Source organism: Gracilimonas qinghaiensis (assembly GCF_046602855.1).
Lineage (GTDB): Bacteria > Bacteroidota > Rhodothermia > Balneolales > Balneolaceae > Gracilimonas.
The window spans coordinates 670,403-686,382 of the sequence record NZ_JBKINJ010000001.1 but is presented as its reverse complement, the minus strand read 5'-3'; the positions used below and the strand labels follow the sequence as shown (position 1 = coordinate 686,382).

13 protein-coding genes are annotated in these 15,980 nt (G+C 40.8%); 7 read left to right on the top strand and 6 right to left on the bottom strand.

The features are described from left to right. Window positions 1-194 precede the first annotated feature (194 nt). On the bottom strand, window positions 195-1,754 hold the full coding sequence (locus tag ACKGJO_RS03115) for an NAD(P)/FAD-dependent oxidoreductase (RefSeq protein WP_411321936.1): 1,560 nt from the start codon (window positions 1,752-1,754) through the stop codon (window positions 195-197). 206 nt (window positions 1,755-1,960) lie between these two features. Between ACKGJO_RS03115 and ACKGJO_RS03110 the strand changes: the two genes are divergently transcribed. After that, window positions 1,961-2,968, top strand: coding sequence for a TIGR00341 family protein (locus ACKGJO_RS03110; RefSeq protein WP_411321935.1), 1,008 nt, complete (start codon window positions 1,961-1,963; stop codon window positions 2,966-2,968). 135 nt (window positions 2,969-3,103) lie between these two features. On the opposite strand, the gene ACKGJO_RS03105 is transcribed toward ACKGJO_RS03110, so the two are convergent. Further along, complete coding sequence (locus ACKGJO_RS03105) at window positions 3,104-5,599, bottom strand: efflux RND transporter permease subunit (protein ID WP_411321934.1); 2,496 nt, start codon at window positions 5,597-5,599, stop codon at window positions 3,104-3,106. 246 nt (window positions 5,600-5,845) lie between these two features. Between ACKGJO_RS03105 and ACKGJO_RS03100 the strand changes: the two genes are divergently transcribed. The 4 genes from ACKGJO_RS03100 to ACKGJO_RS03085 all read left to right on the top strand — a co-directional run bounded on the left by ACKGJO_RS03100 (window position 5,846) and on the right by ACKGJO_RS03085 (window position 9,999). Beyond that, entirely contained in the window at window positions 5,846-6,322 is a 477-nt protein-coding gene (locus ACKGJO_RS03100; protein ID WP_411321933.1) for a hypothetical protein, read from the top strand. Window positions 6,323-6,324: 2 nt separating this feature from the next. After that, window positions 6,325-7,218, top strand: a complete 894-nt coding sequence (locus ACKGJO_RS03095; RefSeq protein ID WP_411321932.1) for a hypothetical protein — start codon at window positions 6,325-6,327, stop codon at window positions 7,216-7,218. A gap of 188 nt (window positions 7,219-7,406) precedes the next feature. Next, complete coding sequence (locus ACKGJO_RS03090) at window positions 7,407-8,438, top strand: hypothetical protein (RefSeq protein ID WP_411321931.1); 1,032 nt, start codon at window positions 7,407-7,409, stop codon at window positions 8,436-8,438. A gap of 121 nt (window positions 8,439-8,559) precedes the next feature. Beyond that, window positions 8,560-9,999 carry a lipopolysaccharide biosynthesis protein gene (locus tag ACKGJO_RS03085; protein WP_411321930.1) on the top strand — a complete coding sequence of 480 codons (1,440 nt, stop codon included), beginning with the start codon at window positions 8,560-8,562 and terminating at the stop codon, window positions 9,997-9,999. Window positions 10,000-10,039: 40 nt separating this feature from the next. On the opposite strand, the gene ACKGJO_RS03080 is transcribed toward ACKGJO_RS03085, so the two are convergent. Continuing rightward, on the bottom strand, window positions 10,040-10,786 hold the full coding sequence (locus ACKGJO_RS03080) for a DUF3047 domain-containing protein (protein WP_411321929.1): 747 nt from the start codon (window positions 10,784-10,786) through the stop codon (window positions 10,040-10,042). Between the two features lie 118 nt (window positions 10,787-10,904). On the opposite strand from ACKGJO_RS03080, the gene ACKGJO_RS03075 reads away from it, so the two are divergent. Both ACKGJO_RS03075 and ACKGJO_RS03070 read left to right on the top strand, forming a co-directional pair. Next, a complete protein-coding gene (locus tag ACKGJO_RS03075; protein WP_411321928.1) occupies window positions 10,905-11,687 on the top strand; it encodes a glycosyltransferase family 2 protein in 783 nt (260 codons plus the stop codon). A gap of 3 nt (window positions 11,688-11,690) precedes the next feature. Further along, complete coding sequence (locus ACKGJO_RS03070; RefSeq protein ID WP_411321927.1) at window positions 11,691-12,536, top strand: sulfotransferase family protein; 846 nt, start codon at window positions 11,691-11,693, stop codon at window positions 12,534-12,536. 5 nt (window positions 12,537-12,541) lie between these two features. On the opposite strand, the gene ACKGJO_RS03065 is transcribed toward ACKGJO_RS03070, so the two are convergent. The 3 genes from ACKGJO_RS03065 to ACKGJO_RS03055 are packed head-to-tail and all read right to left on the bottom strand — an operon-like array spanning window position 12,542 to window position 15,948. After that, window positions 12,542-14,002, bottom strand: coding sequence for a capsule assembly Wzi family protein (locus tag ACKGJO_RS03065; protein WP_411321926.1), 1,461 nt, complete (start codon window positions 14,000-14,002; stop codon window positions 12,542-12,544). Further along, a complete protein-coding gene (locus tag ACKGJO_RS03060; protein ID WP_411321925.1) occupies window positions 13,995-14,930 on the bottom strand; it encodes a hypothetical protein in 936 nt (311 codons plus the stop codon). Before ACKGJO_RS03060 ends, ACKGJO_RS03065 begins: the two co-directional genes overlap by 8 nt. Continuing rightward, window positions 14,920-15,948 carry a hypothetical protein gene (locus ACKGJO_RS03055; protein ID WP_411321924.1) on the bottom strand — a complete coding sequence of 343 codons (1,029 nt, stop codon included), beginning with the start codon at window positions 15,946-15,948 and terminating at the stop codon, window positions 14,920-14,922. Before ACKGJO_RS03055 ends, ACKGJO_RS03060 begins: the two co-directional genes overlap by 11 nt. Window positions 15,949-15,980 lie beyond the last annotated feature (32 nt).

Sequence of the window (15,980 nt, the reverse complement as noted above, 5' to 3'; positions counted from 1 at the left end):
GATTAGTTCCAACGCTTCATTAAGCACTTATAATAAACGAAGAATTTTTGAAATTTTAAAGAGCCTGCAACAAAAATAACCTAGGTGTTTTTACCTACATATCTATAAGAAATACACTCTGCTACGCAGGATTAGAGGTTTTTAACTGATATTAGGATGAAGGGGAGAAAGATTAATTTTTTTTAATAAAGTTTTCAGCCTGATAGTGAGCTGAAAACAGCCTGTGCACACTTGATCCCGTCCATGGCTGCAGAAACGATACCACCGGCGTAACCCGCTCCTTCCCCGCAAGGGTACAAGCCTTCAATTTGTACATGCTGCAACGTCTCATCATCTCTTGGGATCTTAACGGGACTCGACGTTCTGGTTTCAGGGGCATGGACCACGGCATCATTGGTCAAATACCCCTTCATACTTCGGTCAAATTGCCGGAAACCGTCTTTAAGGGAATTGTAGATAAATTTGGGCAATACACTCCGCAGGTCTACAGAAGTAATACCGGGTGCATAAGAGGTATTTGGAAGTGACTCGGATACTTTACCATCCACAAAATCTTTCAAGAGTTGGGCCGGAGCCGTTTGAGTTTTACCCCCTTCTTCCCAGGCTTTGGTTTCAATGGCATGCTGAAACTCCATAGCAGCCAGCGGGCCGAATTTTTGATAAGGATCAAAATCTCTTGGTTTAAGTTCAACAACAATACCTGAATTTGCCGTTGAGCGTGCCCGCCTTGAAGAAGACCAGCCATTGGTTACGATCTCACCCGGTGATGTTGCACAAGGGGCTATAACTCCACCGGGACACATGCAAAACGAATAGACTCCCCGATCTCCCGTTTGTTTGACAATACTGTAGGACGCCGGAGGTAAATACTCACCCCTCGTATCACAATTGTATTGAATGGAGTCGATCAAAGCCTGCGGATGCTCAACTCTGACCCCAATGGCCAAGGGCTTTAATTCGATGACGATGCCTTTCTGATGTAAAAGCCTGAAGATATCCCTTGCACTGTGGCCTGTAGCAAGGATCACATGGTTGGCATGAAAATGCTCCCCGCTCATGGTTTTAACACCGGTTATCTTGTCAGATTCAACTATCAGATCCGTTACGCGTGTATTGAAATGAACCTCCCCTCCACTTTCCAAAATGCACTCACGCATATTTGCAATAATACCCGGCAGTTTGTTGGTACCGATATGGGGATGAGAATCAACCAGAATATCCTTGACTGCTCCAAAGCCCACCAGCCTTTCCAGCACCTTCATCACATTTCCGCGTTTTTTGGATCGTGTGTAAAGCTTTCCGTCAGAATAGGTACCGGCCCCACCTTCACCGAAACAATAGTTGGAATCCTCATTCACTTCATGTCTGACGTTGATCGCTTTCAGATCCTGAATCCGTTTCTTTGCATCTTTTCCTCGTTCAAGGATAACGGGCTTTAACCCTTGCTCCATCAGCTCCAGGGCGGCAAATAAGCCTGCAGGGCCCGAGCCAATCACAATAACTTCCCTCGCATTACTCACATCAGGATAATCAGGCAAAGTGATCTCCTCAGAGCTGTATTCCTCACCGATGTACAAACGAACCTTGAAGTTATAGTAAGCCTGCTTGGCCCTGGCATCTATTGAACTCCGCAGAATTTCAACATGCCGGAGATCTTCAGAGGCCAATCCCTCCTTATCCGCAATGTATTCTTTAAGTAAATGAGACTCACCTGCCACTTCAGGCAGTACTCTGATCTGTAGTTCTTTTTGCATAAATCAAAAGTACGGAATTACGTGGTTTTAATTAATTCAGTAAGAGAACTTTAATTCATCTTTCTTTAGATAATACCCAGCAGCTTATTGATTTTACCAATTATGTTAGGCTAAACTTTTATAACCATAGTAAGTCTCAATAATTATCTTTCGAAGACAAGGTATTATATGTTATTATTGTTGAGTTGTAGAATTAAACTGAACGAATGGCTTTACGATTAGTAAAAATATTACCGCCTGAGGGATTCAATGACCTTAACGAACTCGTCAATGAGGATGACATTGTTGACTCCTGGATCGATAAATCTGAAGGCGGTAAAACGGTCATCAACCTGCTGGCTGATGTAGAACTCACCGAAAAAATTCTGGGAGAACTTGAAACCAAATTTTCAGGGAAAGAGGATTACAGAATAGTCCTTCTTCCTATCTCAGCAACATTGCCATCACATTCTGATGACGAGGAGGAAAATAAAGACAAGGCAACAGAACAGGAAAAAGACGATGAACGGGTCAACCGAATTTCAAGAGAAGAACTGTACGAAGAAATAAAAAAGGTTGTAGACTTTTCATGGGTTTATCTGGTGTTAATAGCCCTGTCTTGCGTGGTTGCAGCAAATGGTTTGATACGGGATAACGCAGCTATGGTTATTGGTGCGATGGTGATCGCACCAATTCTGGGACCAAATGTAGGGCTGGCACTGGCAACCACCCTTGGAGATAAAGCTCTTCTTAAAAGATCTCTTAAATCCATTTTATATGGATTTTCACTGGGTATAAGTCTTTCCTTTCTAATGGGACTTATCATAAATATTGATCCGGATGTTTCACAGATCAATTCCCGTACTGTTGTGAGTTATGCAGATATTGCATTGGGGCTTGCAGCCGGCGTAGCGGGGTGCTTGTCATTTACCAGAGGTATCTCTGCTGCTGTGATCGGAGTTATGGTAGCTGTTGCATTGCTTCCGCCTATGGTAACTACCGGATTGCTTCTGGGCAGTGGTATGTATGACCTGGCTTATGGGGCAGGATTATTGACGCTAACCTATATAATATGTATAAACCTGGCAGGTATCATCACATTTTTGCTTCAGGGAATAAAACCGCACAGTTTTGTGGAACAAAGAGAAGGAGAAGAATTAAGCCGTTACGCTATCTTTATCTGGGTCAGCCTTTTGATTCTACTATCTGTTATTATCTATTTTGAGTTTTTGTGATGGATCAAACTTAGAGATTGGAAAAGTATATAACTAGATATCCCAGGATTTTTAATACTTACCTCAGAATAAAATATAACCATCCAATATCCTATGATAGGTGGTCATCCCTACAACTTGCCCTGGTATTTGTGTTTAAAATCGAAGCCAGTTTTTGTCCTCCAGCCACTGTATCAACGCAGGCATGAAGGTTATTGAGGTTAGCAGGGTCATTCCGATCCCGATAGTCGCCATGATCCCGATAGATTGTAATCCGGGGTGATTTGTAAACAATAAACCGGCAAAACCTAGCATGGTTGTGATAGAGCCCATAGTAATATGTTGTCCTGTACTCGAAAGAACCTGCCACATGCTGTTCCTTCCCTCCTCACGATAACGGTGAGCCAGATGCACCCCACTGTCTTCTCCAATACCCAATATAGCCGGCAGAACCACCAGATTATAGAAATTGAACTGCAGCCCAAAGATCATCATGATCCCGAACAACCATAATAATCCTACTATTAACGGTAGCATTGCGATCAGTGACCACCTAAACGACCTGAATGAGAATAACATGAAGAAATAGATAAAGATAAATGTGGCTGCCACCATATAGGGACTTTCAGTCCGCATCAGGTCTAACATAGAGGCTGCGACAATGGATGTACTTGAGGCATAGAATTCCGCTCCACTATCCAGGGTTACCACGCCAACATCATTCTTGAAGGCAATAGATTGTCGGCCATCAGACAGACCTACTGAGGGATATACGATCACAAAACGCCCGATTTCTCCATCCTTGGTCACGAATCGGGACTTGAGGTAATCCGGTATCTGTTCTATTGAAACCGGCTCGGTAGTTTGTGCGGCCTGTCGAAGTCGATCCAGATCTTCGTCATCCCGGTCTACCAAAAAGGGATCCTGAAGTAACTCTCTGACCTTAGCGATCTTATCAAGTTTTTCTTGTTTCTCAGATTCGCTGTTAGGATATCTTTCCTGTAGGGTCTCTACACTTTGAATTGTGGGTGAAACGGTATCTGCCTCTGCCCTTTCTCTAAGGATCTGAGCAATTTCCTCTACCTGCTCAGTGGTCTCAGCTACAATGTAAGCCGGATTTCTCTTGTCAGAGTCTTCTACCTGACGGGCAAAAGATCTGAATTCCTCATATTCAGGAAATTTTGGTTCCAACTCACCAAAATCGTACTGAAAGCTCAGGTTACCACTGAAACCAACCACTACAGCTGATGCTACCAAACCCACCGTGACTATAGTTCTTGCAAAAGGATAACGATGTGAGCCCTTATACTCCTCCTCAAATTCCTCACTGATAAGTATCCAATTCAGTCTTTCATCAAGTATTACCAGGATGGCAGGCAAGATGTAAAGCATACCAAATAGTGACAACAAAATACCGGTTCCCGAAATAAAACCGAATTCCGAGAAACCTCTGAAATCAGCAAACATCAGTATGAATAGAGCAGCAGCTGTGGTGAAGGCAGACACTAATATTGCTTCACCGGTTTTCTCATTGGTGTTTATTATGGCATCATGCACACTATAACCATTATTCCTAAGCTCTATATATCGTGCATAAAAGTGTATGCCATAGTCAATTCCCAAGCCAAATAGGATCACAAATAATACGGACGTCATCGTATTCAACATGCCCAAATAGAAGTAGGTAATTCCGAATGTCCACACTAAGCTTATCAATAGCGGAATTCCTATCACCAATACAGGGACGGGTATTCTGATGATATGAGACCAGATCGTATACTTGCCCTTACCCTGAGTTCCTTTTCTATAGTGCACATATTTCTTAATGAAGAAGTAGATCATCACCAGGAGGATCACACTGCTTATTCCTGTTGCAAAACTTCCAATCACATCGTCCATAATGGAGGTCAGTTCTTCCAGGTGACGTTTGAGTCGCCCTCCATAACGAACTTCCATTTCGGGGTGATAACCGGCCGGATTTAACGATGCGATCAGATCTTCGTATTCCTCGAACATATCCTCCAGATACTGTATATCACTCTTGGAGCCCGTGGGATAAAACTTGACCACCATAATGGTGCTATCCTCATTCACCGGATATTCGGAGGGCACCAAGGTTTTATAACTTTCCTCAAAGTCTTCAGCCCGGGTATCTTCTTCCTCTTCCTCATCTCCAAGATCGAAATAAAAGGGATTTGCCTCCTCTTTTGCCTGTTCGATCTCATCTTCAAGCCAGCTTATCACATCATTTAATTCCGATTCACTGGCCAGGTACAAGGCATTATTTTTGGTGAATTCCGTTTCCCTTTTGAACTCAGCTCGCTCGAAAAAATAATCCTCGTATCTCGGATAATACATGTCCAGCGATTTCTCAATAAGATCCTGAGCAAACTTCTTATTGGCTTCAAAGCTCGGTGACTTGATAACGACCTGCATATCGGTTTCACCTCCAACGGTTTCGTTGAGTTTTTCTAACGCAACCACATTTGGGTGATCTTCAGGAAGAAGGTTTGCGATATCCGTATCCACTTTTAACTGTACAGCAAAGAAACCGCTAACAACAGCCAATAAAAGAGTTACTGTTAATACCAGATAGGGATGAGAGTAATTATAATTAAGTAGTGGTTTGAGAAGCTCGAGCAGCTTTGACATTTAATCTGTAAATGAGTCGTTAATTTTTAACAGTTTTAGTAACCAACAAAAATACGTATTTCTTTGTTCTGTTTTGAGAGATTGTAACAAGTTGACGGTGCCTGATTCAGAAGGTTAACTTAGGCTGATAAGTTTCATTGTGTAAAAAAGTTAACCTAAGATATCTGAATGTGATTCAGTCAGAACCAAGATTAGTTATTGGAATTTCAATATCTTTGTGATTTAATTTTATATAAAATATCAAGAGTGGAATCATTTAAAAAACATAAGAAGATCCTTATATGGACCCTTGTTGTGAACATTGTTCTTGTTGCAACTCATCTGGGGGAATTCTGGCCGTTCTCAATATTCCCTATGTTCTCACAAGCCGGCAAGGAATGGTCACGGGGTGTTGTGGAACAAGTAAGTGATTCTTCGAGGACCGATCTTTGGAAAACCAAACCCATTACTGAAATTGAAGACAGGGTCCTGCCTCTCAAAGATTACGGAATTCATGAGATCGATTTTGCCAACTTCATCACTAAAACCAAAGTTTGGAATGAAAAGAGACTGAATGGATTACGATCCACCTTTCAGATCGATCAATACCCCGGGGAGATGTGGCTGGCAACACGGGTAAGAGGTTATATGAATGAACAAGACAGTGTGGTGATCGAAGCCATTCCAATGTTCTTATTTACAGCTGATTCCACGATCAAAAATCCTCATCTTTTTTCTGAGTAACGATGAATATTCTTAAAAACCTGTTTCATTTTGATCAACCTGATTCCATCGGTACCAAAATTCAGCTGAGGGCTTTTGAATTCTTTACGGTTACTTACACATTGATCTATACCTGGGAATGGGCATTTTATATCCCTCGCTTAAGTGATGTTGTTCTTCCGCTTGGTCTTGCAAATTACATTGATATCAGCATTTTCTTCAGCAATAGTATCTCTATTTATAATGCGGGCCTGATCACTGCCTTTACTCTGGTCCCTTTACTATTTAAAAGAGGACGCTGGTTATATGCCATTGCGTTTTTGCTCTTTCACCTGCAACATGTAGCCCGATTTTCTCAGGGAGAGATCCCACACAGTGCAAACCTGGTTGGCTTTAGTTTGATGGGATTGGGACTTGCTGCTATTTTCTTCAAGGGCATGAAGAAAGAACTGATCTTCGCCTTTGGATTTGCCTTATTCTTTATGGGACTGGGTTATACTTCGGCTGCCATCAGTAAACTGGTTGCTACCGGTATTACCTGGGTTGACGGCTCACACTTATGGCTTTGGATGGGTGAAAAAAGCATTGATATACTATCTTTGCAGGGGGAATTTCAGTATAACTGGCTTCAGGAATTAGCCTTCAATAGTCGGTTTCTTGCCACTCTTATCCTCTCTTTCGGCTTGATCACCGAACTGCTTGGGTTTACAGTATGGTTCAAAAAATTCAGGCCCTACATCATAATTATGCTCATTGGGATGCATGTAGGTATTGACCTGACTATGAATATATTTTTCAAAACCTTCACCATTCAACTGATCATTATGGGGTTTTTCTGGAACCGATATATCAACCAGATCCCCGGAGTTGAAAAATGGGCTGAGAATACGTTTATAAAAAGGGTCTTACTCTACTGAATTTAAAATTCACTTAATGAAATTATTTATCCCACATTATAATTTATCAAATACACTATCGATCCTTGAATCGAAATAATTATTAAAGCAATCAAACATAATATTTTAATCACTCATACATTTTAGAAGTGTTGTGAGTCAACTGTTATTATAAAAGGTTCGCAAATTAACTTATAGAGATCTACTTAATGTCACAAAGACTTTTAACGATATTAATATTATTTATCACCACTACTCCTTTACTCGCTCAATCACCAAGCGGTAGTTTCAGGGATACTACTCCTGAAGATTTTGTGGCCAAGAATCTGCCCTCCAAATATTATAATGAATTGTGGACCTACCACGCTGATCTGAACGAAGGAATTCAAATGGTCATTACTTTTTCCATAAATGATTTTGGTTCCTCTTTCAAAGAACGTGTAACGGGAGGAAAACTGATGGTAGCCTGGAAGGATGGCAAAAGTTATGTGGTAAACAAAGAATACGCTCCATCTGATCTGATCAGTGAAGCTGAAGATCATTATCTCCGGCTCCATCCGGAAAGAAATTACTGGGCAAAGGGAAGCCTGGACGGAGAACATCGTTTATACTATAAAACAGAAAAGAAAGGTGTAAAATACGATGTAGATCTCACATTTTATGATATAGCCCAGGGAAAAGCACTTGGAGATGGTGTTTACACTATTGGTTCTCATAAATTAGGCCTTACTATACCAATCCCTCATGCAAGTGTGAAGGGTTACATTGCCATAAATGATGATACTGTTCAGGTAGGCGGAACCGGTTATATGGATCACCTTTATCAGGATAATCTTACCACAGATCTCATTGACACTAGTTTTAGAGTTAAACAAGGTGATGATAAAAACGGGTTCTTTTTCCATTTTCTGAAGATAAAAAGTGGCAGAGCTCGATCTACCATTGGTTATGGCGTTGGATATAAAAACGGATTGGCCCATCTCCTGACACCTTCAGAGATCGATATTAAACGATCAAAAGGAGACCTAAATAAAGAAGTTGTATTTGGTACTTATCAGAAAGGAGATCTGAAGGTTACTGTTGATAATATCTTAAATCAATATTCACTGATCAATGAATTAGGTTCCGTTCAGAAATTTTTCGTTAAAAAGGTAGTTGGCGGAGAGCTCCTGGAGATGCATGGCACTGCCACCATAAATGGTAATAAAGATGGATACTTTTACTATATGGTTGCCAAGTAAACCACAAAAAGCTATCTATCCCTTCTATTTTAAGAGCTTCCATTCTCTCTGAGTTAACCCTATATTTGGTTTTCAAATCAGTTGAATAACCCATCCGCAAAATTGATGAGACTACATTACAATGACTGAGACTTCTTTTGCCCGAAAAGTAGCTTCATCAGTACTATACAGCGGAGCCAGTTCGGTTGTAGCCCGTCTTCTTAACGCAGCGGCTTTATTTTATACCTTAAAGATCATATCTGAGGCAGAATTTGGTATTGCCGCATTAGCTATAGCTTTTTTCAATACAGCCAAAGCACTTACCGAGCTTGGATTGGGAGCTGCTATTATTCAAGAGCGAAAAATTGGCCGTACTCAGATCGACTCCCTTTTTTGGATAAGTTTTCTAATATCTTCAGTGCTTTACGCATCACTTTATCTTGTTGCCCCATGGATCGCTCAGTTTTATGATACGGAAGTCTTGTCTCCCATGATCCGTGTTTACATGCTGGGTATCATTGCTTTCAGTTTTTACATGATCTCAAGCAGGCTGCTTACCCGTGAGCTGGCGTTTAAAAAGATCGCGATCATCGATAACGTTTCACTTGCCGCTTCAGCCGGTTTAATGATCTATCTGGCATGGGCAGGCTGGGGTGCATGGTCCATCGTTCTTGCTGAACTGGCTCATAAAGTCGGACAGATGATTCTGAGTCTCATTTTTAAGCCATATTGGCCAAGACTTCAGTTCAAGTATCAACAGATAAAACATCTGCTCAGATTTGGATTGTATACGGCCGGTTCTCACACGCTTCATAAACTGTATATGAATGCAGATTATCTCATTATCGGTAAATTCTTTTCTATGGAGCTGGTGGGGATCTATGCCTTTGCCTACCGCCTAGTGTTTGATACTGTTCAGGAACTTTCCAGCGTCATCAATCGGGTTGCTTATCCGGCGTTTGCAAAACTACAGGATCAGATCGAACGGCTTCGCAACTACTTCTTCACCATGAGTAAAGCCAGTATGTTTTTGGTGGGAACCGTGATGATCATCTTAGGCACATACATAGATTGGTTCCTGCCAATGGTTGGTTACGAAAAGTGGCTGGATGCCGTACCCTTTATGAGAATATTCGTTGCCGTAGGTTTGATCCAATGCCTTATCACACTATTGCCTAAACTGATCAATGCTAAAGGTGAAGCGCGCTTCGTATTTTACTTCACGCTTAGCAGTGGTATTATACTGCCTATAGGCTTCCTGATAGCCGCTCAGATAAGCATGCTGGCCGTGGCCTATGTGTGGCTAACCCTTTACCCTTTGATCTCAGGAGTGATATTCTATTTTGGAGCCAAAGTAACCGAAACCAATCCGTGGTATTTCGGATTCAAAAGTTTTTCAGCACTATACATCTTATTGCCTCTTACTGGTGTTGCCGTGGCCACGCGATATGGCATCAACTATTGGTTCGGAGGCGCAAACATACTTGGGGTGATACTTGCTTCTGTCTTTATATTCGCACTATCAATTTTTGTGATCTGGTTCACAGAACGTAAAACCATAAACGCATTAAGACGAAGCTAAGGGATCGCTTAAAATATCATTTTGGAATAAAAAGTACGGGTCATTCTTTCGGCTTAAGCATGATATCATCATAGTCAGCAATAGCCGTACTTTTTGTTTGATCTGCATCACTCAGTAGTAAGATAGCCATTGGAGTCTTAGGGGCTTCATCCCCAAACAAACGTTCGTAATCCTCTTTGATATTTCGCTCAAAACGGATCCACTTACCCATTTCATCTTCTCCGGATTCTACTACCACGATCTTCTGATTACCAAAGAACTTGGATAATTCAGTCCCTTTGGGTAATGAACTACTCCATGTATACCGAATACTTTTAGGTACTTTTTTGAACAACGCTACCCTACCCATGTTATAGGCCACATAAATACTTGCAGCTACATCATTGGGTTCATTATCTTCATTTCCGCCTTCAGGTAATTTATTGACCCGCCATTTCCAGGATAGAATGGGAGTTTCATGAATATTCACATTTTTTCTCTCCAAGAGGGGAAAGTTAAGATGGCGGGCATCTGTGTGCTCATAGTGCAGAAACTTATTCCCATTCTCTTCTTCAATGGTATAGTGATATTTCTTTGCTTCCTTAGGGTCGTTCGCATTCTGCTTAACATCCCTGTTATACCATCTGGAAGGCAGCTCGCCGATATTCTCTTTTTCAAAATCTTCAACCATCAACACACCCCCGGGTAATTCTTCGAGGGGTTCCATTAACTTCTCTTTATTGATCTGAGCAAACGTTGAGTTGAATAAGAATAGCGCTAATAAGATTGTGCCTGTGAGTCTGTTCATGATGGTAATAATATGGTGATGAAAACCAACGTATCTTATGAAATAAAATGAGATTTACACCTCTGTGAATTTAACGGTATTTTCTGCTAAATATTCCCTGTGAAACAAACACCCAAAAATGCCCGAATCCAAAAGTAAAAACCCTAAGGTCAGTTGCCTTATGGTTACAGCCAACAGGCGTGATCTTGCAAATAGAGCCGTTCAGTGTTTTCAAAATCAAACCTACGAGAATAAGGAATTGATCATTGTGGACGACGGAGAAGAGGATTATTCCCCTATACTTGAGGATCTGCCTGCCGATCAGGTAAAGTATGTTAAGCTGGAAAAAGAGCCTGATTTTGTATTGGGTAAATTGCGTAATCGAAGTCTTAAAGAATCCAACGGAGATTACCTCATCCAGTGGGATGATGACGATTGGTATCATCCTGACAGAATTAAAATTCAGGCTGATGTTCTCGATCAGGGCTATGATGCCTGTTGCCTGGCTTCATCCCTTATGCACCTAGACACCGAAGAGTTTATGATGCACCCCTATATTGGAATATTACCTGATGGGATTCCCGGAAGCATTATGCATCGGAGAAGTGATGACATTCGTTATCCCGAAACCAAGCGCTCTGAAGATACGGTATATCTGGATAAATGGATGAAGCTGCGTTACCACAAACTGGATCATTCCTATAATTACTTATTCTTGCGTGCTTATCACGGGGAAAACACCTGGGAAAAGGATCATTTTAAGCGCAGGATCAGAAATTCACCCACTGCTTTAATGCAGTATATCTGGCATGCCGTCATAAAGAGAGATCTCTTTGGGCATCCACGATTCCGACTCAGTGAAAAGGCAGCTGATGCCTTTCAACAATACCTTAAGGAATCCAGGGAATTAGGCTTGCTATAACTTATGATGAAAAAGATCTTTATAGTAGGCTGCCCACGTTCCGGAACCACCTTATTGCAAAGTTTTATTGCCTCTCACAGTAAGATCGTTTCATTTCCTGAGACACATCTCTATTCCAAAACGATCTCTATCAATCCCATTGTGCAGGCAATCACCATATACCGAACAAAGCATCTGAATATGGTGGATCAGATCTTGACCGAACTCTCAGTACCACAAAATAAGGAGCTTAAAAAATTTAATTACACTTTCAGTACCGTTAAATGGACCCGGTTCCTGAATCACCAGCTTAATAAAATTGGGGAGCATTATCGGGATGCAGAAGAAAACTATCTTTTAGAAAAAACACCAAGACATCTTCACTATATTGATCTTATACAAAAAACTGAAAAAAATGCTGTCTTCATTCACCTTATCAGAAACGGGGAGGATGTAGTTGCCAGCATGATTGAAGCTACCGCTAATAATCCTGATGAGTGGTCCGGGAGTCGATCCGTCGATAAGTCCATCTTTTGGTGGAATCGTAGCATCAGGATATCTGAACAGTATATTGGACTGAAAAATAATTACCACCTCAGGTATAAAAATCTTGTTGAAAATCCCGGAAAAGCACTGGGCTATTTATTTGAGAAGATCGGATTACCGTTCGAAGAACAGATCCTGGAAAGTTACCATAAAACCGCTAATTCACTGATCGGAGAAGATGAGGTCTGGAAATCCAAAAATACGAAAGAGACACTAAGTACTTCCAGCAAGTTCGACCAACTTCCTGCCGAAACTCAGGAACGTATCAAAAAAGGTCTGCATGACTTTGATTACCGAAAAGTTGACATAAGTAACAAAGACTAAACGGTTTATTTGATCAGATCATACTCAAGATTGATGCCGGCTCCAATCCTGTCACCGTAAAGCTCTCCCAGATCAGCTGTAACATTTACTCCGTACTTCAGCCTTTCATAACCGGGCACATACGAATTGATTCCAACCATAACGGAGTGATTCACTTTTTTCAAATCTTCCAGTGGCCGTAATTCAGCACAAACCCTGCCTCCCGTTCCGGGACATTCTTCCCGTGGTAACCGGGTAATAATCTGGTCTTCCACTACACCATAATTCCGGGAAAAAGTATACAGCAACTTATAGTTTACTGCATTTGATAATTGGCCGGACAGCCCAATATGATGGGCTACAATTATATTATTATATATCGGCCTTTCTGTGGTGCCATCTGTCAATAACATTGGATTTCCTATCACACGTCCCTGATAGGTCCAACCGGTTCGGTAAATTCCATTATTATAGTAACTGGCCGTTCCCCATGGCTCCCAATCGTAGGAGTCCATTCTTTTGGTGTTGATGTGCTCCCAAATGATATTTTGGATCAGTGTTGAGTTTTCAGGCTTTACAGTAAACCCCCAAATACCATCCCACGGACTTCGGAACCTTGTAGACACCTTATCCTCCAAATAAAATAATCGATAGGCTCTCAGGTCGAAATCATCAAAACTTAAACCCAGGCTGAAATCGTAAGCAGCCACTGAATTTCCTACTGCATTAGATTGTTCCCCGCCGGGTGCATTATCATCACTGGATCCGGTTGCCGTTATTACTTCCCAAAATGTTTGACCACCGGATGGTAGCTGTCCTTGACTGTCACTTACACCACCCCATTGCACATTATGAACGATGCCTCCTCGCGCATCAAAAAATGCATACTTGATGCTTAAATAGAAATATTTTTCGTGCAGATAAACATCTTTCACGTGGCGGTCATTATCAAACCAGCCGTGAGCAAAAAGACCGTTATATCTTACAATTCCATTGGTTCCCGGAACTCCCACAAAACCATCTGTTGCAAATGCTACTTTAGGTATGGGAGTTGCGTTCCTGCTATACATAAAAGAACCGGTTGACAATTCGTCTTCTTTAAGAGCAAGTGGATCGATATAGCGACCACCCATTAATTTAAAATTCGAGATCTTAAGATCAACATATGCCTGATCAAAAAATACCGTTGAATTCTCAGAAATTCGGGAGGTTAAACTGCCACCAATATTAAGATCGAATATAGATCTTTTGTACAAATTTGCGTTCCAGTCAATGTAATTCAGTGCATTTGCAGAATATTGATCGATCCGTCCATCCATATTGACGTGCGACCAATATGGAAGTTCTTCATCAAAGCCATTTAAATTTGTCAGAAAAAAGAAACCAGTTTTAATGTCTATGTTTTCAGAATCATAATTGATCAGCTGGGCCACTGCAGAGTTACTGAATAATAATATCAGTACTAATAGAATTATTTTCTTAATCATTTCTATCAAGGTCAATTTCTTGTTTTGATGATTCCACTTTGGTATCTGTCCCCACGTATTTTGAGACCAAATATGATACAACATTCAGGATGCGTTTTAAAATAAGATTAGCTGTCAATATTCCAACCAAGGCCTCTTTTGGAACAGATACTACCCCCGACATTTCCAGAGCAACGTTTACAAATAAAGCATCAGTGCTTGGTAAAAATGGAATGCGTAATGCCAGAATTTGCACAGCTGAAAAAGTAAACCAAACCGGAATAGCAATATCGGGTCTGGCAACGTGCCATTGTAATATCTGGATAACATTGATAAAAATTATTCTTCCGGCATGTAACGAAAATATTTTCATGCTGTCATAACGGTTCAGAGCTAATATGGCTTTTCTGAATCGATAAACAAGCACTAGTGCAACAATTAAACCCACCGAGATCAAAATCCAGCTCCATCCCTTCACATTTCCCACATAGTCTGAAATATTTATGTATCCCTGCGAAATAAAGAATATGAGCAGGAATATTGTGACTATACCAGATGCCAAAGACGACAGCACATTATTGTCTTTGATAAAAATGAATACCTCTTTAGCGGGATCCTTCAGGTACTTCTTAGCCCATATGTATAAAAACAATTCACCGGAATATCCTACTACATCTGTATTTAAAACCTTCTTTTGGATGAATATCGGAAAAGCATCACGAAAGGTGATCGGCCACTTGATTTTATAGATTAGTACTTCAGCAAGCGGAAGGGAAAAATAAATCACAAAATAGAGCAGGTAAAAAGAGGGAATACGGGGGAGTGACTCGAGGATCTGCTGTAATCCTATCTCAAAAAGCTGATAGATCAGATATCCAATGATCGAAAACTGAACAAGAAGTCTAAGTGACTTCTTTAGTATTTTTTTCGAATCATCACTAAGCTTCATTGGATGAGCGATCTTCTAATCCCAATGAAGTTTTAGGTAACTTTTGGGCTTGAACTAAGTCATCCCAAACTCTATCTGAGAAATCAAAAAATGGTTTTTTTTCGTGATACCAGCCAAAATGCAGGCAGTGCGGGGTCACCATCATATGGTCACCCTTGCCGGGAATAAGGGAAAACGCCGTTATCAGTAAGCTTTTGATCCAATCAGTCTTCAATCCCCTAAAGGAATACACGAAATCGTTGCAATAGTACTTACACTTTACGTATTCAAAATCGTCATCGTGGTCGGCAAGGAATGCAATGTAATCGAGTTGTGGACTTGTATGGCCCTGAAACCACGCATAAACAGGAATATTTAGCTTTGACATCGCCATTGCTAGACTCCACTCACAGGATTCTTCATTTCTGCCCTTTTCTTTTTTACGGCTTTGAAAATGAGTGTCTGCCTTTCTCTTCAACATCTCTTTGGCTAGTTCGCACACTTTTTTGGTAAGAGACGGACTTTTTGAATACATAAGTCCGGTTTGTGCACGGCTCAGGTAAGTCAGGCCAAATCGTTTAAGAGTACGCTTTCTTCTTAACAGCAAAATATCTTTGGCAACCCCAATACTTTTCGGTGCCCCAAAGAAATTATCAGAAACCAGATTACCTGTGATCGTGAAATCGTATGCATTCAGTGCTTGCCAGAGAGAGTCAGGTTTTTTACACCATACTATATCACTGTCCAGAAAAAGATTCTTATCAAAATACAGGTAATTGTAGAAGTTATGCTTGAATCCTACAATGGATGCATGTTCTTCGGGCAGATCTATCAAATGATCAAATACTTCTTCCAGACCATATTTTTTGATCAGATTCTTATGCTTTTTTGTACAGGCCAGGGCAACAGGCCTTTTTGTATCATACCTCCTAAGAGTACTAACGGAAGCAATAACGTGCTTCAAATATTTTGGATGGCCATAACTAACGTATATATAGCCTTCTTTTCCAAGTTTATCGTTAGTTACCGGTTTCAGCACATTTTTAAATTTAGAAGTAAATTATTTATGAT

Excerpts from the sequence above, each read along its gene's own strand:
- ACKGJO_RS03115 (WP_411321936.1), bottom strand. The coding sequence starts at position 1,754 with ATGCAAAAAGAACTACAGATCAGAGTACTGCCTGAAGTGGCAGGTGAG.
- ACKGJO_RS03110 (WP_411321935.1), top strand. The coding sequence starts at position 1,961 with ATGGCTTTACGATTAGTAAAAATATTACCGCCTGAGGGATTCAATGAC.
- ACKGJO_RS03105 (WP_411321934.1), bottom strand. The coding sequence starts at position 5,599 with ATGTCAAAGCTGCTCGAGCTTCTCAAACCACTACTTAATTATAATTAC.
- ACKGJO_RS03095 (WP_411321932.1), top strand. The coding sequence starts at position 6,325 with ATGAATATTCTTAAAAACCTGTTTCATTTTGATCAACCTGATTCCATC.
- ACKGJO_RS03090 (WP_411321931.1), top strand. The coding sequence starts at position 7,407 with ATGTCACAAAGACTTTTAACGATATTAATATTATTTATCACCACTACT.
- ACKGJO_RS03085 (WP_411321930.1), top strand. The coding sequence starts at position 8,560 with ATGACTGAGACTTCTTTTGCCCGAAAAGTAGCTTCATCAGTACTATAC.
- ACKGJO_RS03080 (WP_411321929.1), bottom strand. The coding sequence starts at position 10,786 with ATGAACAGACTCACAGGCACAATCTTATTAGCGCTATTCTTATTCAAC.
- ACKGJO_RS03075 (WP_411321928.1), top strand. The coding sequence starts at position 10,905 with ATGCCCGAATCCAAAAGTAAAAACCCTAAGGTCAGTTGCCTTATGGTT.
- ACKGJO_RS03070 (WP_411321927.1), top strand. The coding sequence starts at position 11,691 with ATGATGAAAAAGATCTTTATAGTAGGCTGCCCACGTTCCGGAACCACC.
- ACKGJO_RS03065 (WP_411321926.1), bottom strand. The coding sequence starts at position 14,002 with ATGATTAAGAAAATAATTCTATTAGTACTGATATTATTATTCAGTAAC.
- ACKGJO_RS03060 (WP_411321925.1), bottom strand. The coding sequence starts at position 14,930 with ATGAAGCTTAGTGATGATTCGAAAAAAATACTAAAGAAGTCACTTAGA.